Consider the following 19,327-nt stretch of genomic DNA (forward strand, 5'->3'; position numbering starts at 1 on the left):
CTGCCGTCCGATACCTACGGCGGCGGCTTCGTCTATCACCTCGAGGACAACCTGGTCGCGGTCGGCTACGTGGTCGGTCTGAACTACACCAACCCGCACCTGGCGCCGTTCGAGGAATTCCAGCGCTACAAGACCCACCCCGAGATCCGCACCTTCCTCGAGGGCGGCAAGCGCCTGGCCTATGGCGCGCGCGCGATCGCCGCCGGCGGCCTGCAGAGCCAGCCGAAACTGGTGTTCCCGGGCGGAGCGCTGATCGGCGACGACGCGGGCTTTCTCAACGCCGCCCGGATCAAGGGCAGCCACGCCGCGATCAAGTCCGGCATGCTCGCCGCCGACGCCGCGCTCGAAGCGCTCGCCGCGAACCGCCAGCGCGACGCATTGACCGCCTTCCCCGCCGCGTTCCGCGACTCCTGGCTGCACGCGGAACTGCACAAGACGCGCAACTTCAAGCCCTACATGAAGCGCGGCCTGTGGCTCGGTTCACTGCTGTTCGGCATCGACCAGAAGCTCTTTGGCGGCAAGACGCCGTGGACCCTGCACAACAGTGCCGACCACGACACCCTCAAGCGCGCGGCCGAGTGCGCGAAGATCGACTACCCCAAGCCCGACGGCAAGCTGACCTTCGACCGGCTGTCCTCGGTGTTCCTGTCCAATACCAACCACGAGGAGGAGCAGCCCTGTCACCTGCAGCTCAAGGACGCCTCGGTGCCGATCGCGGTGAACCTCGCGCTCTACGACGCGCCCGAGCAGCGCTACTGCCCGGCCGGCGTGTATGAGATCGTGCATGACGGAGAGAACAACGCGCCGCGTCTGCAGATCAACGCGCAGAACTGCGTGCACTGCAAGACCTGCGACATCAAGGATCCAACCCAGAACATCAACTGGGTGGTCCCGCAGGGCGGCGAAGGGCCGATCTACCAGGGAATGTGACGGCTGCGATGCAAGAGGGCGCCACCAGGCGCCCTCTTTCCCATGCGTACGGATCCGATCGCCGGCCGACCGCCGGCATCATCGTTCACCACTCATATCCGACACCGAACTGCAGACTCAGATCAGTCGATTTTTGCCCCTCGCCCGGTCGCCCTTCCCAGTCCAGGATGCCCTGTACCTGCGCGCTCAGGCGCTCGATGATGGGCAGACGGAAGCCGGCGCGCGCGCGCAAGGTCACATCGCGGACGTCGTCGACATTCATATAGCCGTCCTGTTCATGGAAAAACTCGGCGTAACGCCCGATCAGCCAATGGCGATACTTCATCCCCCAGCCAAAGGCGGGATAGCTCTGATTCGAGGCTTCGAAACGGTTCTCGCGCACGTAGTCGAGACCCCCCTGCACCGAGAAACCGGTCTGATCATTGTCGATCAGCTGCAGACCGTAGCCGCCGCCGGCAGAAAAGCGCAGCGCCAGATCACGGAAACGGTCGCGCTCGGCGGTGGTCCGCCCATAGACAAAGCGATTCCGCTTCACGAACCAGTCACGTTGAGCAGTCGCGAGCCAGCTCGATGCGGTCGTGTCGTCGCCCTCGGTACGCTGCTCGCCGCGCAGGCGCGCACTTAGACGGGCATATTTCTCCACCCCGATGAGTTCAGCTTCACCCGCGATCTGGCTGGTGTCGCTGTTACCACTGTTCGAGCTGCCGGCCAAGTTGACCCGGCTACGGTACTCGGTGCCGGAGCCCGACTGACTCGGCGTCGGGTTGAGATAGGCGATCCGCTCGAGTTTGAGCGGCGGCACCTCCGGCACCTCGGTCAGGCGCACCGTTCCCGGCTCGTCGGAACGAGCCAGACGGGTTTCGAGCGCACCCTCGTCACGCCGCATCAGCACATTTACCGGCTCGTCCGTGTTCAGGGTCTCGACCACGCGCCAGTCGATCCGCAGCGTGCCGGCATAGCTGGTTTTCAGCTGAAGCCCCTCGGGGGTCTTACTGATCACCTTTCCGGTAAGGCGGTCGCCGTTGGTGAGAATCACCTCGTCGGCGAATGCCGGCGCCGAGACGCTCAGAACGGCAATCAGCGACGCCAACTGGAAAGGAAAGCGAAATTCGGAGTCGGGGGGCATGGCACACAAGAGGGCGGTGTTGGGCGGATGGCGGCATCTTGGTGCACCGCGCTGCCGAAAGCCTAGGATCAAAATGTGCATAGTGCAATGCACAAAACATGCTTTTACGACTTTGTCTCGCTATCGGCCGCTGGCTTCGGGACAGGCGCTGACCTGTTTCGAACGATAGCTTCCGAAGACCTCGAGCAAGCCCTCCGCCCCCAGGTGAGTAATCGTCCGCGATACGGTCTCCACCGTGAGGTCAGTGATCTCGGCGATGTCCTTCAGTCGCGGAAGGGCAAGGCGGCCGGGCCGTCGTCCCTGTGCGCGACGGGTGCTCATGAACTCGATCAGGCGCCGGATGCGATCACCGGCCTTGCCGCTGCGCAAGGCCAGCACTTCGGCCATGCGGCGTTCGGCCGAAGCCAGCATCTTGAGCAGGGTTTCGCCGCTGGGATCCGTCTGCCCCGACAGCCAGGGCTCGATTACGCATGGCGACAGCGCTCGGGCGGTAAAAGTGTAACGTCCGAACAACAGCGTCTCCGCGCCAATCACATCACCGGTCTGCGCAAGCCCGGCGAATTGCGGAGCGCCTGGCCCGGGCTGGTCCAGGCGCACCGTACCAGAAGTCACCCTCCACGCCGTCCCCTCCTCGCCAGCAAGGTAGATCGTTCGACCGCGTGCGATGGTACCCAGCGGCTCCATCGCGGTGTGCCCCCGACCCGAATTCGATTCGTCCTTGTTCATCGTCCGGCTCCTTTTATATCCGCTCCGGTCCCGCGCAGGCCGGAACCGAGGCGCTGTCTGTCAGTTCAGCGCAATCTGCGCCTTCAGCCAGACATTGCCGCCCGGTTCGTCGATACCTTCACCCATCGGCATATCGTAACCGGTAATGGTCGTACCGCCCTTGGACAGGTGGTCCGCATACTTGCGGTCGAAAACGTTGTCGATCCCGGGGCACATCATGGAAATACTCCGCCAAAGAAAGAATCAAGCCAGCAGGTACATGCGTTTCAGGCCGAGAACGATCAGCACCACGCCCGCGCCGCCGGCGAGCCAGTGCGCGAGCCATGCGCGACCGTCGAGCAGCCGCCCGCCCAGCACGCCGAACAGCGGGACCAGCAAAAGCAAGGGGGTGACCGCGGCACCGAAGCCGAAGGCCAGGCCGTGCCCAAAGCCGGCAGCGGCACTGCCCGACAGGGCGCAGACAGTGAGTAACCATCCCAGCGGCGCGCATGGAGTCAGGCTCAGCGCCAGGCCGAGCAGAAAGGGCGGAAATCCGGCGCCCCGCCCGAGGGTGCGGCAGCTTCGGGGCGCCGCACCCTGCGGTCGGTCGGCAGCAGGCCCGTGGCGATCGCGCAGGAACACCAGGGGCCGCCTGCCATCGGTGGGCGCCGCCCGCAACGCCGCGCGGCACCGCCGCAGCCGCCCGAGTACCGGCAGCAACAACCAGCTCCCGGCGCTGCAGCTCGCCAGGCCGATGGCCAGGTTGCCCACTCCGCTCGCCAACCACGCGCCAAGCGTCGCCCCGAGCGAACCGGCGAGCAGACCGAGCAGGCTGTATGCGAGCACCCTGCCCGCCAGGAACAACCAGGTGTCGCGCATCGCCAGGTCGTGGCCCTTGCCCCGACCCAGCACCCAGGTGCCCATGAAGGGCAGGCAGGTGACGGTACACGCGGTCAGCCCCATCGACAGCCCGAGCATCATCGAACCGAGCAGACCGAGCTGCCCGTGCGCCCCACCGAACAGCGTCAGCGGATACGTGCTCATGTTTCGGCTCCGGGCGGCGGCATGCGCACGAGCCGGACCGGCTTCGGCGTACCATCCGGAAGTTCGCTCGCCACCCGCTTCCGGTAGCGGTCGCGGGTGGAGCGGAACACCGCGAACGGCCCGAACTTCACCGCGATCACATCATCCTCGGGGCAAAATTCGGCACAGCGTCCGCACAAGGTGCAGTCGTCGTGGAAGGCCCGCGGCCCGTGTTCGGTGTGGATCTCGTGGATGTCCATCGGGCAGGCCCGGGCACAGATGCCGCACTTCCCGCACTTGTCGTGCGGACGCTTGACCAGGCGGGCAAGGGAGAAGCGGCGGAATGCGGCGTTCATTCCCAGCAGCGGGCAGATCCGGCAGAACGGCTGGCGGATGGAGAGCGCCGCGACCGCGACGAAGCCGAACAAGGTATTGCCCAGCGCGCCGGTGGCGAAGCCGATGGGACTGGCCGTATTGAGCGCAAACTCGCTGGTACTGCCGGTGAGCAGGGTGGTGGCGATGCGCGACGGGCAGACGTCGCAATACGGGTTGCCGAACTCATGCGGGGTAACCCCCAGTCCGGTCAGCAGCGGCAACAGCAGCACGAGGCCGAGGAGGAGCATCCACTTGAGCGGACGCACCCGCCCGACCTTGTCCGGAGCAAGGCGATGGAGCGGCAAGCCGAAGCGACGCCCCGCTCTTTGTACCATTTCCTGCAGCGTGCCGAGCGGGCACACCCAGCCGCAGAATGCCTTGCCCAGCACGAAGAAGAAAGCGAGGAAACTCAGCATGGTCATCGCCAGCGGCAACAGGATCCTGAGCGTCACCTCCTGCGCCTGCACCAGCGCCTGTCCGACCCGATGATGCATCTGGTGCTGCAGGGGAACCAGCACGCAGTAGCTGCCGTTCTCCATGTCGTACGCGCACGACAGGGCCGGCAGTGCATTGGAGATCTTCTCGGCCGTGTAGTGTCCGACCACACTCGCCCCCCAGACGGTGACGACCAGCATCACGAGCTGCACCCACAGGCGAACGCGCGACAGATGCGGAAAAACCCGCTTCAGCATTTCAGACATGATTCGACTCCTTGCGCCGCAGCAGCGGCGCGGCAAGCACCATGCCGAACGCCCCGAAGGCCGCACCCCAGGCGAGACTGCGACTGCGTTCGGGATCGGGGGCATAGGACTGGTTGAATGCAGTGCGGTAGGTCCGGTCGCCCTCGACGTGCGCGGTCCACAGGACGTAGCCGGCGCGCTCGCGGCGCCGGCCGCCATGCCCCCCCTTGCCTGCCTCCAGCGGCCGGAAGTCACGCGGAAACACCACCACGGCGATGCCGACATCATCGGTAAACACGCTGCTGCGGCTACCGTGCTCGGTTTCCAGGGTGAGCGCCTGATGCGCCAGCGGCAGCCCTCGCCAGCGCACGAGAAAACGCCATTTTTCGCTTTCGCGATAACGGGCGTGCTCCCGCGGCAGTGGTGCGGGAACGATCTCGAGCTCGCTCTTGGCCTGATTCAACATTGCGGTGGGCGCATCGCCCGGATTGCTGAAATACCATGCGGTGGACGCCACCCGTACCGTGTCCGCGCGCTCCTGCCGTGCCTGAACCCAGTGATAGTTGCCCATCGCCGGCGCAGCCGGACGGATGCGCACCTGCCCGGCCTCGACCGGATAGTCAGCCTGCGCCTGCCCCGGGCGGCCACCAGGCGCAAACACCGACACCCGGTCGACCTCGATCCCCGACGGACGGAACACGGCCGCGCCGCGCTCGGCCCCGTCCGCCTCCAGCAGAACGGGTTGCGAGGTCCAGGTCTGCCGCAGATCGCCGCCGCCGGACGCCGCAGCGGACCCGGACAGTTCCGGCATGGCGTCGCCGGCGAGTTGCCCGGGATGCCGTTCGTGCGCAGAGCACGCGCCTCCGGCCAGGGCGCAGCCGAGAATCAACACGAAAATGGGTGATCTCATCGCCGGCCTCAGATGAAGTTGTAGCGATAGGTGAGCATCAGCTGGCGTGGCGACGCCGCGGTGTAGCTCACTTTGCCGCTGGTATCCTTCTTGACCTCGAAGGCGTAGTGCTGGTCGAACAGGTTGTCGACGTTCAGGCTCAGCGAATGGGGCCCTTGCTCATAGCCCACCGACAGTTTGGTCACCCAATTCCAGCCCCTGTACTTCTCGGTGTTGGCATGATCCAGCCAGTATTCGCCCCAGTTCAGTCCGGCAATGCGGGCGCGCCAGCCCTTGGCCGACTTCCAGCCGATGAACACGCCGTACTGGTTGCGGGGAACGAAGGGCAGCGCATTGCCGGCGCGATCCTGGTTCACCACCACGCCGCCGGCCCGGACCGGCTCGCTGAAGCTGTCGTAGGTGTAATCGGAGTAGGCGTAGTGCGCACCGACATCGAATCCGTGCCCAAGTCCGACACTGCCGGAGAGCTCCAGTCCTTTCTTGTCGGTCTTGCCCGCGTTGGCGTATTCGGTCACGCCGCCGGTATTGATCTGGACGATCTCTTCCTTGACCGTGGTGGCGTAGATGCTGGCGTCGAACTGCCAGTCGGCGCTGCGCCCCTTGACCCCGAACTCGATGTTGCGCGACACCGGTGCATCGAGCGACGGGTTGCTCGAGATCTCGCCCGACGACGGAATCTGCCCGGCCTGGGCGATCATGCCGAACAGGTTGATCGTGCCGCTGAGCTTGTAGCTGGCCGCCAGTTTCGGCGCCGGCAAACGGAAGGTCTTCCGCGTGCGGGTCACGCCGTCCCCGGCCACATAGCGACCGGAGACATAGTCGTAGCGGGTGATCTCGTTGGTGACATCCTTCATCGTGATCACGTCGTAGCGCACGCCGGCATCGACGATCCAGCGCGGCGACGGCCGCCACGATTCCTGCACGTAGAACGCACCCAGGGTGCTCGACGATTCGCTGCTCCCGGCGTATGCACCCTTTTCGTCCGACAGCGTGGCCAGAATGCGCCCGGACGCCGCCCTGCGCACATCGCGATATTCATACTTGGCCGAGTCGGGCGCGTCTTCGTGGCGCACCGTCACGCCGCCGACCACGGTGCCGCCGCCGTGACGCCAGTGCGCCTCGAGATCGGCGCCCACGTTGGAGACCCAGTCCCGGGTTTCATTGATCAGGCCGGTGACCGGGTGATAGTGATACCAGGTGTTGTAATAGAAGCGCGGCTTGAAAGTGAAGTTGCCGCGCGCCATCTCCAGCCGCGAGTTGAAGAACCACACCCGGGAATAACGGCCGGAGTGCTTCCACGGCTCCGAGGTGTCGGTCTGCTCGCCGGTCCGTTCGAACTGCTCGAACATGGCCGCATCCATCGCACCGGGTAACTGCATGTCGGCCTCGGAATAGGACAGCTCGCTCTCTAGCACGTCTTCGTCCGACAGCATCCAGCCATGTTTGAGCGCAGTCTGGGTGGTCTCGAAGGTGTTCCAGGTCCGCCAGTCGTTGTCCATCCTGCGATGGCTCGCGGTCACCGCGAACGCGTGGCGGTCGCCGACCACGCCATGGCGCAGGTGGAGGTTTTCGGTGCCTTCGGTACCGGACCCGATCCTGGCGTTGTTGGCCGAGGTATCGAAGACGGACTTCGAGAACACCTGGATCGCACCACCGGAACTGCCCGAGGCAAACAGGTTGCCCGGTCCCTTTGCCACTTCGATGCGCTCTATGTCCTGGGTATCGACGAAATCGAGCCGGGTAAAGCTATCCGGATCGGACAGCGGCACGCCGTCGCGCAGGACCATGATCTCGCGGATGCCATACGCGGCCTTGAGCCCGGCACCGCGGATGATCAGACGCGCATCGAAGCCGCCGTTCTTGCTGTCGATGAGCACCCCGGGAATCTCCTGGAGGGCCTCCTTCATGTTGAACATCTTCTTTTCGTCCAGCGCGTCCTTGCCGACCACGGCAATCGACTGCGGAACCTCTGCCGTGACCCGCTCCTCGCGGGTTGCGGTCACGCTGATTTCGTCGAGCATCGGTACCGCAGACGGTTCCTGGTCCGATGCGGCGACCGGGAGTGCGGCCAGAGCGGCCAGATGGATGAGGTTGTGCTTGACCCTGAACTTCATGGAATTTCCTTGCCTTATCTCGGGTGGAATACGCCCCCGCGGTTCGTCGGCAATTGCGGACGAAGGAATGCCGGCCGCGCGAGCCTCGTCCCCCGGGAAACGAGGGCGAGCGCTGCCGGGCTGCAAAGCAAAGCGCTTCACGGCCGCGGCGGAGCATGGGGGAGACAATCAGGGGAGAATCAGACGAGCCGTGGCGGCCCGCGCGACAAGGCAGTCAGCCAGACCAGGTTCAGGGCGGGATGTCGAATGCGCACCACCGGCCGGATGGCAGCCGCCGTGGAAGCGTGGAACCAAGCCGGCTGGGCATCGGGCGGGAGCGCCATCTGGCCGGCGTGCGACAGGCACAGGGGGCAATGCTGGCGGTCGAACGCGAGCGCGCTCGATCCGTCACCGGCATCCGTCGCCGGATCGGCGATCAGGATCATGCCTGCGGACGTACAGATCTCGATCCACCGTCCATTGTCGCCGGGGCGCATCAAGGCCTGCCCGATCAGGGGCAGAAGCGCACCGAGCAGGATCAGCAGCGCGGCAATCCAGGCGACACGGCGTTGATGGATGGGACGACGGAACATGGGATGTGAAACAGGTCGATATCGGGCGTCAATCCGGGCGGGACCCGGAGCAGCGGTCGCGTCGGCCGCTGCCCCGGTCCTCGTCCCGATCAGTGCTTGTTGTGCATCTTCATCTCGCCTTCACGCGGCGGGGCGCTGTTCAGCGGCCGGGCAACGGCCTCGAGTTCGATACTCTCGCGCTTGCCGTCCTTGCCCTCGACCACGACGGTCAAGGGGACGACGTCGCCCTCCTTCACCTGCGCCTTGAGGTCGATCAGCATCACGTGGTAGCTGCCCGGCTTGAGCTCGACCGCCTTGCCGGCCGGCAGATCGACGCCCGACACGGCGCGCATCTTCATCAGGTCCTTTTCCATGACCATTTCGTGGATCTCGACGATGCTGGCGGCCGGCGAGCGCACCTCGACCAGGCGCGCGTCGGCGGTCGCGGTGACCTTCATGAAGGCACCGGTGGCCTTCTGTTGCGGCACGGTGGCGCGCACCCAGGCTTCGGTGACCGCTACCTCGGCCAGTGCAGCAGATGACACCAGCGTGGTGAACAGCGTGGCAAGAATTTTCGTTTTCATGTTGGACTCCTTAGGGTCTGAGTGAAGCGGTTTGAAGCAGGCTGCGGATATCGGCCGCGATCGACTCGGCCGAACTCTGGTACGACACCGCGAGGCGCAAGTGGCCCTGAGGGTCATAGACATAGCTGGTGGCGGTGTGGTCCATGGTGTAGGAGTCACCGGTGGGCACCTTGCGGTAGAACACGCGAAAATCGTCGGCGACTTTGCGGGTACTTTCCACCGAGGCGTAGAGGCCGAGAAAACCCGGGTCGAACGCCGCGGTGTAGGCCTTGAGCATGTCGGGCGTGTCACGTTCGGGATCGACACTGACGAAGATGACCTGCAGCTGCCGTGCATCGTCCCCGAGCAGACGCCCGACCTCCGCCGCGCGCATCAGCGCGCTCGGACAGATGTCCGGACACTGGGTGAAACCGAAGAACACCATCACCGCCTTGCCGCGAAAGTCGGCCAGTGTGCGGGTACTGCCCTCGGGGTCGAGCAGGCTGAAATCACCGCCGAAGTTCGCGCCGGTGATGTCGGTGTTGCGGAACTGCAGCGCAGCGGAATCGCAAGCGCTCAGTGCGACGGCGCCGAGCAGCGTGAGCACGGCCCACACGACGGTGCGGGCTGCGCGTTGAATCGAGGGCATGATTGCCTCCTGGATCGGATAGTGCGGTACGCCTGCCGTGCGCGGGGCACATGCATGGCGCGTTCAGCAGCGATCAGGAAGCGAGCGGCGGAGCGCGGGGACGGGACGCCGTCCAGGCGAGGGGCGGGCGCGGGGCGGTGAACGAAAGCGTCGGCTCGAGTGCGGAAACGCCACGGACTGCAAAGCCGGGGGCCGGCGAAGGCGGAAGGGCGAAGGAGCCGGCGTGTGGGCAGCAGTAGGGACACGAGGCCATGGACATGGTCGAATCCGGCGCGCCGCCCTGCTCGCCGTCCGCATCGACCGCGATCCACTGCATACCGGTTGCGGTACATACCTCGGTCCACCTGACATTGCCGTCGCCGACCATGGTCATCGCCTGGCTCACCGCGGGGGCGAGCGCACCGAGCAGGATCGCTAGCGTCGCGATCCAGGCGGTGAGGCGTTGACGGGTTTGGTAGCGCATCAGATCCAATCTGTAGACAAGGCCGATCAGGTGAGCGCCGATTGTAACGGTATTCGTGTCCCGCTTCTTGATCGAGATCACACCGACAGGACGAGGGACCGGACAAATGGCCGATACCCGCCCCCCATTTTGCACCTGCAGTCGATTCGGGACCTGCGGCCGACTGAAGTCGGCCCTACGGCGAACACAGGCATCTGTTCGAATCGCACCGATTCGAACAGATGCAGCGACCTCAGCCCAGCCACGCCCGCGCGTTGCGGAACATGCGCAGCCATGGCGAAGCGTCCGGACTCTGCTCGACCAGCCACTGCGGCGCCCACGACATCTGCAGCGTGCGCGCGGTACGCTCGGGGTGCGGCATCATGATGGTGAACCGGCCGTCGGCAGTGGTGAACCCGGTGACGCCATCCGGCGAACCGTTGGGGTTCTTCGGATAGGCATCGGTCGGATGACCATGATTGTCCACATAGCGCAAGGCGAGCAAGGCCGCCGCGCGATCGCCTTCGGAGGCGAACACCGCCCGCCCCTCGCCGTGGCTGACCACGATCGGCATGCGGCTGCCAGCCATGCCGGCGAGCAGGATGGAGGGGCTTTCGGTCACTTCCACCATGGCAAAGCGGGCCTCGAACTGCTCGCTGCGATTGCGGTGGAAGGTCGGCCACGCTTCGGCACCGGGAATGATCGGGGCGAGATGGGCCATCATCTGGCAGCCGTTGCACACCCCCAGGGCGAAGGTGTCGTCGCGCCTGAAGAAGGCCTCGAACTGCGCGCGCAGCGCCGGGTTGAACAGGATGGACTTGGCCCAGCCCTGCCCCGCGCCGAGCACGTCGCCGTACGAAAAACCGCCGCAGGCCGCCAGACCGTGGAAGGCATCGAGCTGTTGGCGCCCGCTCTGCAGGTCGGACATATGCACATCGACCGGCTCGAAACCGGCACGCTCGAAGGCGGCTGCCATCTCGAACTGGGAATTCACCCCCTGCTCGCGCAGCACCGCGAGCCGGGGCCGGGCGCCGGTGGCGATGAAGGGAGCGGCGACGTCCCCGGTGACGTCGAAAGACAGCTGCACCGAGAGGCCGGGGTCGGTGGCGTCGGCCAGCGCGTCGAACTCCTGCTGCACGCTGTCGGCGTCGTCGCGCAGGCGGGCGATGCGGTAGCTGGTCTCCGACCACGCCTGCAGCAGTTCGCTGCGGCTGGCCCCGAACACCTTCTTCGCGCTGCGCCAGAAGCGGATCTCGTCCCGGTCGTTCGGCTCGCCGATGAAGTGATAACTGAGGCGCGCGTCGCGCAGGATCCCGGTGATCTTCGCGCGGTCGTCGCGGCGGATCTGGATCACCGCGCCGATTTCCTCGGCGAACAGGCCGCCGACCAGACGGTCGTCGAAGCGGCCCTTGAGCGTATCGGGCTTCTTCTCGAGGCCGTCCACGTCGTTCATGTAGGGGTCGTAGCACACGGTGTCGAGCACCAGCGACAACCCGCACTTGCCGGCAAAGGCCATCTCGCACACGGTGGCGAACAGGCCGCCGTCGGAACGGTCGTGGTAGGCCAGGATCAGGCCCTCGCGGCGCAGACGCTGGATCGCGTCGAAGAAGGCGGCGAGTTCGGCGGGATCGACATCTGGCGCATGCTCGCCGACCGAGTTGTACACCTGGGCCAGCACCGAGCCGCCGAGACGGTTCTTGCCGTTGCCGAGGTCGATCAGCATCAGTTCGGTGGCGACGCCCGCCGGCAACTGCAGCTGCGGGGTCAGCGTGGTACGGATATCCTCGACCGCTGCAAACGCGGTGGCCACCAGCGACAGGGGCGACACCACCTGCTTGTCTTCCCCGCCCTCGGTCCACGCGGTACGCATCGACAGCGAATCTTTGCCGACCGGAATCGACAGCCCGGCGCTGACACAGAAATCGGACACCGCCTTGACCGTGTCGAACAGCTTCGCGTCCTCGCCGCGATGGCCGGCCGCGGCCATCCAGTTGGCCGAGAGCTTGACCTGGCCGAGCTCGGCAATGTCGGCCGCGGCGATGTTGGTGATCGCCTCGCCGATCGCCATCCGCCCGGAGGCCGGCGCATCGACACAGGCCACCGACGTGCGTTCGCCCAGGGCGAAGGCCTCGCCACGGTAGCCGTGGAAACTCATCGCGGTCACCGCCACGTCCGCCACCGGCACCTGCCACGGGCCGACCATCTGGTCGCGTGCGGTCAGGCCGCCCACCGAGCGATCGCCGATGGTGATCAGGAAGTTCTTGCTCGCCACCGTCGGATTGCGCAGCACGCGCAGGCCGGCTTCGTTCAGATCCAGCCCGGCGACGTCGAGCGGCGGCAGGTGCACCGCGCGGCGCGACACGTTGCGGGTCATCTTCGGCGGCTTGCCGAGCAGGACCTGCATTTCCATGTCGACCGGCTTGTTGCCGAAGTGGCGGTCGGACACGGTCAGATGACCGTCGGCGGTGGCGGTGCCGAGCACCGCGAACGGGCAGCGCTCGCGCTCGCAGAAGGACTTGAACAGCTCGAGGCTCGCGGGCGCGATCGCGAGCACATAGCGCTCCTGCGATTCGTTCGACCAGATCTCGCGCGGACTCATGCCCGGCTCCTCGATATGGACCTCGCGCAGCTCGAAGTGCGCGCCCAGCCCGGCATGGTCGGCCAGCTCCGGCATCGCGTTCGACAGGCCACCAGCACCGACGTCGTGGATCGCGATGATCGGATTGGCGTCACCGCGCTGCCAGCACGCGTCGATCACTTCCTGGCAGCGGCGCTGGATCTCGGGGTTACCACGCTGCACCGAGGCGAAGTCGAGGTCGGCTGCGTTGGTACCGGTCGCCATCGACGATGCCGCGCCGCCGCCCAGACCGATCAGCATGCCCGGTCCGCCGAGCTGGATCAGCAGGGTGCCGGGCGGAAAGGTCGGCTTCGCGGACTGCTGCGCCTGGATGCTGCCCAGGCCGCCAGCGATCATGATCGGCTTGTGGTAGCCGCGCACCTCGCCCTGCACCTCCTGCTCGAAAGCACGGAAATAGCCGGTCAGGTTGGGACGGCCGAATTCGTTGTTGAACGCCGCCGCACCGATCGGGCCCTCGATCATGATGTCGAGCGCCGAGGCGATGCGTTCGGGCTTGCCGTAGGGCTTTTCCCAGGGCTGGACGAAATCGGGGATGTTCAGGTTGGACACCGAGAATCCGGCCAGACCGGCCTTGGGCCGCGAACCGCGCCCGGTGGCGCCCTCGTCGCGGATCTCGCCGCCGGCGCCGGTAGCCGCGCCCGGGAAGGGCGAGATCGCGGTCGGATGGTTGTGGGTCTCGACCTTGGCGAGGATGTGGGTTTCCTCGGTGTGGTAGCGGAAACCGCCGTCGGCATCGGGATACAGACGATCGATGGTGGCACCCTCGATCACCGAGGCGTTGTCCGAGTAGGCCACCACGGTGCCTTGCGGATGCGCCTTGTGGGTGTCCTTGATCATGCCGAACAGGGTCTTGTCCATCGGCCGCGCGTCGATCACCCAGTCAGCGTTGAAGATCTTGTGCCGGCAGTGCTCGGAGTTGGCTTGGGCGAACATCATCAGTTCGACATCGGTCGGGTTGCGCGCGATGCGGGTGAAGTTCTCCACCAGGTAGTCGATCTCGTCGTCCGACAGCGCGAGGCCGAGATCCGCATTGGCGACTTCGAGCGCGGCGCGGCCACCGGCGAGGATGTCCACCGAACTCAGGGGCTGCGGCTCGTAATGGTGGAACAGCGCGTCGGCCTGGTCGAGCGCGCCGAGCACCGACTCGGTCATGCGATCGTGCACCAGTGCGAGCAGGGCCGGCTTGGTATCGGCACCCTTGGCGTTGATCGAGTAGGCGGTTCCGCGCTCGATCCTGACCACCTTGTCGAATCCGCACTGCAGCGCGATGTCGGTGGCCTTCGACGACCACGGCGAGATCGTGCCCAGCCGCGGCACCACCAGCACCAGCATGCCGGGCGGAACGGTCGACGTTTCGGGGCGCGCACCGAGCAGATCGACCAGACGGGCCTCCTCATCCGCCGTCAGCGCTGCACGCAGCTCGACGAAGTACCAGTGCTCGGCAGCCAGCCCCTGCAGTTTCGGCAGCACGCTCGCCACGCTGCGGGAAAGGCGATCCAGACGGGAGCGGGAAAGCGCGGCGGCGCCACGGAGCTTGAGAATTTGGGTCATGTCGGTCGAAACGCGGAAAGGAAGAGCGCCGGGTGAGCAGCGGATTCGGGAACGCGCGATTATACCCGAGCCACCCGCTGCCCCGCCGGCGGCAAGTCCGGCGACCATCGCGCACGCGCCGATCTTCCGTCCCACCCGTCCTCGAGGGCACGACGCCGGCAGGCCGAACGCCGCGCCGCATCCGCGGCGGCGGTGTCAAGCCATGCTGCGCAGCTCGCGCAGCAGCACCGAGAGCATCGGCATGTCGATGCTCGGGCTGTTGTGCACGTCGGTCAGCAGATGGCGGTAGCGCTCGATGTGAAACCGGTGGCGCGAGGCCCATGCCGCGCACAGTTCGGCCGGATCGTCGAGCTCGGGTGACAGGCGCAGCGCATCGGCTGCGAGCGCCCGCGCCTGGGACGACAGGTCGACCCGCAATGCACTGCGCGCAAGCGTCTGCCAGCGTGTCTCGGCCGGTAGATTGACGATCTGGCGCCCGAGCCAGTGCAGGTCGAGATCGCCGCCAAGCGCAAAATAGACACTCGCCGCGGTCGTGCCGGGGCGCCCCGTTTCCACCGTAACCTCGACCAGATCGAGTGCGGAATAGAGTTCGTCGAGGCCGGCGATGCGCTGCGCCAGGTCCAGGGGCACGCCTTGCTCCTGATAACGGCCCACCACGTCGTCGAGCTCGGCGCGATAAGCCGGCGTGACCAGGTCGTGCAGGCCGTCAGCCAGCGCGGCGACCCCGGGCGAGAAATGGCCCAGGGTTGCCCGCAGATCGGACAACCAGTCGCGATGCCGCAGGAACCACATCGTGCCGCGGTGCACCAGGCGGTCGGTATCCATCATCAGCCCGGTTTGCACGTTGTGGTCGACGAGGTTGTCGAGTGCTTCGATCGCGCGCCAGATCGGTACCAGGCCGAACACGTCCCGCGTCGCCATATAGGCACGCACCACATCGGGCGCCGAAGCGCCGACTTCGCCCTGCAACCGGCTGACGAAGGTCGGGCCGACCCGGTTGATCATGCTGTTGATCACGTGGGTCGAGATGATCTCGCGGCGCAGCGGATGCTGCAGGATCGGCTCGGAGAAACGCTCGCGCAGCGGCACCGGGAAGTAGCGCGACAGCGCGGTGCACAGATAGGGGTCCTCGGGCAGGTCGGAGGCGAGCACCGCGTCGTACAGTTCGATCTTGCTGTAGGCGAGCAGGATCGCCAGTTCCGGGGCCACCAGGCCGATGCGGGCGGCCTTGCGCTCGGCGATCTGCTCGTCCAGCGGCAGGAACTCCATCATCCGGTTCAGCCGGCCGGCGTGACCGAGCCGGCGGATGAACTCGCCCTGCTCGTCGAGCAGCGCGCTGCCGCGGGCCCGCGTCACCGACAGGATCTGGGTCTGCGCATAGTTGTCGCGCAGCACCAGCGTGGCCACTTCTTCGGTCATGTCGGCAAGCAACTGATTGCGCTGCTTCAGTGTGAGCTCGCCCTCGGCGACCACGCTGTTGAGCAGGATCTTGATGTTGACCTCGTGGTCGGAGCAATCGACTCCGCCCGAGTTGTCGATGGCGTCGGTGTTGACCTTGCCGCCCTTGAGCGCGAACTCGATGCGCCCCAGTTGGGTGGCACCGAGGTTGCCGCCTTCGCCGAACACCCGGCACGCCAGTTCGGCCCCGTTCACCCTGAGCGCATCGTTGGCGCGGTCGCCGACCGAGGCATCGGTCTCGCTGCGGGCCTTGATGTAGGTACCGATGCCGCCGTTGTAGAGCAGATCGACCGGTGCCTTGAGGATGCAGCGCATGAGTTCGAACGGCGGCAGCGCCTCGGCCTCGATCCCGAGCACGGCGCGCGCCTGCGGCGACAGCGGGATCGACTTCGCACTGCGCGGCCACACGCCACCGCCGGCGGAGATCAGCGTCTTGTCGTAGTCGTCCCACGACGAGCGCGGCAGGGCGAACAAGCGTGCGCGCTCCTGCCACGACAATCCGGGATCCGGGTCCGGATCGATGAAGATGTGGCGGTGGTCGAACGCTGCGAGCAAGCGGATGTGGCGCGACAGCAGCATGCCGTTGCCGAACACGTCGCCCGACATGTCGCCCACGCCGGCCACGGTGAAAGGCTGGCTCTGGGTGTCGAGGCCGAGCTCGCGGAAATGACGCTTCACCGATTCCCACGCGCCGCGTGCGGTGATCCCCATCTTCTTGTGGTCGTAGCCGACCGAGCCGCCGGAAGCAAACGCGTCGCCGAGCCAGAAGCCGTACTCCGCCGCCACCTCGTTGGCGTAGTCGGAGAAGCTTGCGGTGCCCTTGTCCGCAGCGACCACCAGGTAGGGATCATCCTCGTCGTGGCGGACCACCTCGGGCGGCGGCACCACCTTGCCCTGCACCAGATTGTCGGTGATATCGAGCAGTCCACGCAGGAAGGTGCGGTAGCAGGCAATGCCCTCGGCCAGCAGGGCCTCGCGCCCGCCCTCGGCCGGCGGCATCTTGAGCACGAAGCCGCCTTTCGAGCCCACCGGCACGATCACCGCGTTCTTGACGATCTGTGCCTTCACCAGGCCCAGTACCTCGGTGCGGAAATCCTCCATCCGGTCCGACCAGCGCAGGCCGCCGCGGGCGACTTTGCCGCCACGCAGATGCACGCCCTCGACCCGCGGCGAATAGACGAAGATCTCGAACATCGGCAGCGGTTGCGGCAGCTTCGGAATCAGCCCCGGCGCGAGCTTGAACGAGATGTAGGGCTTGGGATTGCCGTCGCGGTCACGCTGGAAGTAGTTGGTTCGCAGCGTCGCCTGGATCATCGCCAGGAACTGGCGCAGGATGCGGTCCTCATCGAGGTTGGCGACCGTATTCAGACCCTGTTCGATGTCCTTGACCAGGCGCTCGCAGCGCAGCTCTCGGTCGTCCTCCTCGGCCGGGTCGAGGCGGAGCTGGAACAGCGCAAACAGTTGCCGGGCCAGCGCGGGATACGCCGCCAGGGTCTGTTCCATATACGACTGGCTGAAGGTGAATGCCGCCTGGCGCATGTGTTTTGCATAGGCCCGCAGCATGCTCACCTCGCGCCAGCCGATGCCGGCGAGGAGCGTGAGCCGGTTGAAGTCGTCGTTTTCCACTTCGCCGCGCCACACCCGCAGGAAGGCATCCTGGAACACGGGGCGTACGGTGTGGATGTTCAGGCCCTCCGCGCCGGCAAAGCTCAGGCCGAAGTCGTGTATCCACACCTGGCTGCCATCCTGGCGGACGATCTCGGATGGCCGCTCGTCGATCACCCGGACCCCCATGTGTTCGAGCATCGGCAGACTCTGCGACAAGGGCACCGGCGACCCCAGGCGATACAGCTTCAGGTTCAGACGCCCGGCCTGCGCTTCGAGCGGGACGTAGAGATTCATACCGAGCACACCGGCGCTGTCGAGCAACTCCATCTGCTCGATGTCGAAAACGGCAACCCGCGCCGCATACTCTTCGCGATAGCCGGCCGGAAAGGCCGCGCCATAGCGCCGCAGCAGCTTCAGGCCACGCTCCTCGCCCCCCTGCTCGATCAGTGCCTGCTGCAGATCGTCTTCCCAGCGCCGCGCCGCCCGAACCAGACGCTCCTCTAGTTCGCGGACATCGAAGGGCGGGATGACCGAATCACGGGTGCGCACGATGATCAGGATGCGCGCCAGTGCGGACTCGGAGAAATGGACGTCGAATTCGGAGGCGCTGCCGTTGAAGGCATTCATCAGCACCGCCTGGATGCGCTGGCGCTGGTCCGTGTTGTAGTGTTCGCGCGGAACATAGATCAGGCACGACACGAAGCGCGCGAACGGGTCGCAGCGCACGAACAGGCGGGTACGCTGCCGCTCGCCCAGGCGCAGTATGCCCATCGCGTGAGACAGGAGTTCGTCGGGGGTGATCTGGAACAATTCGTCCCGCGGATAGCGCTCGAGTATCGTCAGCAGCGCTTTGGCCGCATGACTGCCGGGGAGCAGCCCGGCGCGCTCGATCACGGCGGCGACCTTTTGGCGCAACAGCGGAATCAGCTTCGGGCTGGTGCTGTAGGCGGTCGAAGCCAGCAGTCCGATCACCCGCCGCTCCCCGGTCACCTTGCCTTCGGCATCGAAGGTCTTGACCCCGATGTAATCAAGGTAGCCCGGCCGATGCACGGTGGACCGGGTGTTCGATTTGGTCACCGTGAGCAGGTTGGGCAGGTCGGCCTGGGCCTTGAGTTGCGGCGGCAGGGCGGCGAAGGAGCGCGACTGCCCCTCCTCCCCGCCGCCGCGCAGCAAGCCGAGCCCGGAACCGGGATGGATGCGCAATTCGTTGCTGCCGGCATCGCTGACCAGCTCGTAGTCGCGGCAGCCGAGGAGGACGAAATTGTCGTTGCCCAGCCATTCGAGAAACGCCCGCCCCTCGGTCGCTTCCGCAGCGTTGATCGACGGCGGGGCCTGCTCGACGCCCCGAATGATGTCGGACATGCGTTCGCGCATCAGCGGCCAGTCAGCGACCGCCACCCGCACGTCGGCGAGCACGCTCTCCAGCCCGTCCTGCAGGGCCTGGAGATCGACCGGATCGGTACGCCGGTCCACCTCCAGATGCATGATCGATTCGTGGCCGACGCCAGCCTCGCCACGCTCGGCCAGGCGCACGAGCTGACCGGACTCGTCACGCACCACGCCCATGACCGGATGAATGATCAGGTGCAGGGTCAGTCCCTGGCGATTGATTTCCATGGTGATCGAGTCCACCAGGAAGGGCATGTCCTTGCCCACGATCTCGATCACGGTGTGGGTGGACTCCCAGCCATGCTCGTCCAGCCGCGGGTTGAACACACGGACACGGGTCGCGGTGAGCAGCTTATGCACGAAATGCCACTGGCTGACGACCGCACCGTAGAGGTCGGCGACTGCGACGCCCTCGAGATCCCCCGGATCGACCTGGGCAAAGAATCGGCACGCAAACTGCTCGACCAGCACCGCCTGTTCGGACGGCAAACGCGTCCGGACCATCTCCAGCACCGCGTCAAGCTGACTGTCGTGCACACCACTAGCATGCCTGTCCATGTCTCTCTCCCTGCATTCGATGCATGACTGCCGCCAGACTGACCCCTCCGGCCGAAA

At 66.1% G+C, this 19,327-nt stretch carries 14 protein-coding genes; 1 reads left to right on the forward strand and 13 read right to left on the reverse strand.

Annotation, left to right across the window (positions count from 1 at the left end):
• Nucleotides 1–930: 4Fe-4S dicluster domain-containing protein (locus tag AC3A35_RS21325; RefSeq protein ID WP_487438362.1), on the forward strand; the 930-nt coding region annotated here is incomplete at its 5' end.
• A gap of 85 nt (nucleotides 931–1,015) precedes the next feature.
• On the opposite strand, the gene AC3A35_RS21330 is transcribed toward AC3A35_RS21325, so the two are convergent.
• The 13 genes from AC3A35_RS21330 to AC3A35_RS21390 form a co-directional block, all read right to left on the reverse strand.
• Nucleotides 1,016–2,137 carry a DUF481 domain-containing protein gene (locus AC3A35_RS21330; protein ID WP_487438363.1) on the reverse strand — a complete coding sequence of 374 codons (1,122 nt, stop codon included), beginning with the start codon at nucleotides 2,135–2,137 and terminating at the stop codon, nucleotides 1,016–1,018.
• 39 nt (nucleotides 2,138–2,176) lie between these two features.
• The gene (locus tag AC3A35_RS21335; RefSeq protein ID WP_487438364.1) at nucleotides 2,177–2,782 is read right to left on the reverse strand and encodes a Crp/Fnr family transcriptional regulator; all 606 of its coding nucleotides are present in this window, start codon (nucleotides 2,780–2,782) and stop codon (nucleotides 2,177–2,179) included.
• Between the two features lie 60 nt (nucleotides 2,783–2,842).
• Complete coding sequence (locus tag AC3A35_RS21340) at nucleotides 2,843–3,001, reverse strand: hypothetical protein (protein WP_487438365.1); 159 nt, start codon at nucleotides 2,999–3,001, stop codon at nucleotides 2,843–2,845.
• Nucleotides 3,002–3,025: 24 nt separating this feature from the next.
• Nucleotides 3,026–3,805 carry an urease accessory protein UreH domain-containing protein gene (locus tag AC3A35_RS21345; protein WP_487438366.1) on the reverse strand — a complete coding sequence of 260 codons (780 nt, stop codon included), beginning with the start codon at nucleotides 3,803–3,805 and terminating at the stop codon, nucleotides 3,026–3,028.
• Complete coding sequence (locus tag AC3A35_RS21350) at nucleotides 3,802–4,860, reverse strand: 4Fe-4S binding protein (protein WP_487438367.1); 1,059 nt, start codon at nucleotides 4,858–4,860, stop codon at nucleotides 3,802–3,804. The genes AC3A35_RS21345 and AC3A35_RS21350 overlap by 4 nt, the downstream gene beginning before the upstream one ends.
• Nucleotides 4,853–5,749 (reverse strand): hypothetical protein, encoded by an 897-nt coding sequence (locus AC3A35_RS21355; RefSeq protein WP_487438368.1) that lies wholly within the window; start codon nucleotides 5,747–5,749, stop codon nucleotides 4,853–4,855. The genes AC3A35_RS21350 and AC3A35_RS21355 overlap by 8 nt, the downstream gene beginning before the upstream one ends.
• Nucleotides 5,750–5,757: 8 nt before the next feature.
• Nucleotides 5,758–7,863: a TonB-dependent receptor gene (locus tag AC3A35_RS21360; RefSeq protein ID WP_487438369.1), complete on the reverse strand. Its 2,106-nt coding sequence runs from the start codon at nucleotides 7,861–7,863 to the stop codon at nucleotides 5,758–5,760.
• A 179-nt stretch (nucleotides 7,864–8,042) separates the two neighbouring features.
• Nucleotides 8,043–8,435 (reverse strand): DUF2946 domain-containing protein, encoded by a 393-nt coding sequence (locus AC3A35_RS21365; RefSeq protein WP_487438370.1) that lies wholly within the window; start codon nucleotides 8,433–8,435, stop codon nucleotides 8,043–8,045.
• Nucleotides 8,436–8,524: 89 nt separating this feature from the next.
• The gene (locus AC3A35_RS21370) at nucleotides 8,525–8,998 is read right to left on the reverse strand and encodes a copper chaperone PCu(A)C (protein WP_487438371.1); all 474 of its coding nucleotides are present in this window, start codon (nucleotides 8,996–8,998) and stop codon (nucleotides 8,525–8,527) included.
• Nucleotides 8,999–9,008: 10 nt separating this feature from the next.
• A complete protein-coding gene (locus AC3A35_RS21375) occupies nucleotides 9,009–9,626 on the reverse strand; it encodes an SCO family protein (protein WP_487438372.1) in 618 nt (205 codons plus the stop codon).
• Between the two features lie 73 nt (nucleotides 9,627–9,699).
• Nucleotides 9,700–10,089 (reverse strand): DUF2946 domain-containing protein, encoded by a 390-nt coding sequence (locus AC3A35_RS21380; RefSeq protein ID WP_487438373.1) that lies wholly within the window; start codon nucleotides 10,087–10,089, stop codon nucleotides 9,700–9,702.
• Nucleotides 10,090–10,321: 232 nt separating this feature from the next.
• Nucleotides 10,322–14,257, reverse strand: coding sequence for a phosphoribosylformylglycinamidine synthase (gene purL, locus AC3A35_RS21385; RefSeq protein WP_487438374.1), 3,936 nt, complete (start codon nucleotides 14,255–14,257; stop codon nucleotides 10,322–10,324).
• 195 nt (nucleotides 14,258–14,452) lie between these two features.
• The gene (locus AC3A35_RS21390; RefSeq protein ID WP_487438376.1) at nucleotides 14,453–19,270 is read right to left on the reverse strand and encodes an NAD-glutamate dehydrogenase; all 4,818 of its coding nucleotides are present in this window, start codon (nucleotides 19,268–19,270) and stop codon (nucleotides 14,453–14,455) included.
• Nucleotides 19,271–19,327 lie beyond the last annotated feature (57 nt).

It is taken from the genome of Azoarcus sp. Soil_N_20 (genome assembly GCF_057656155.1).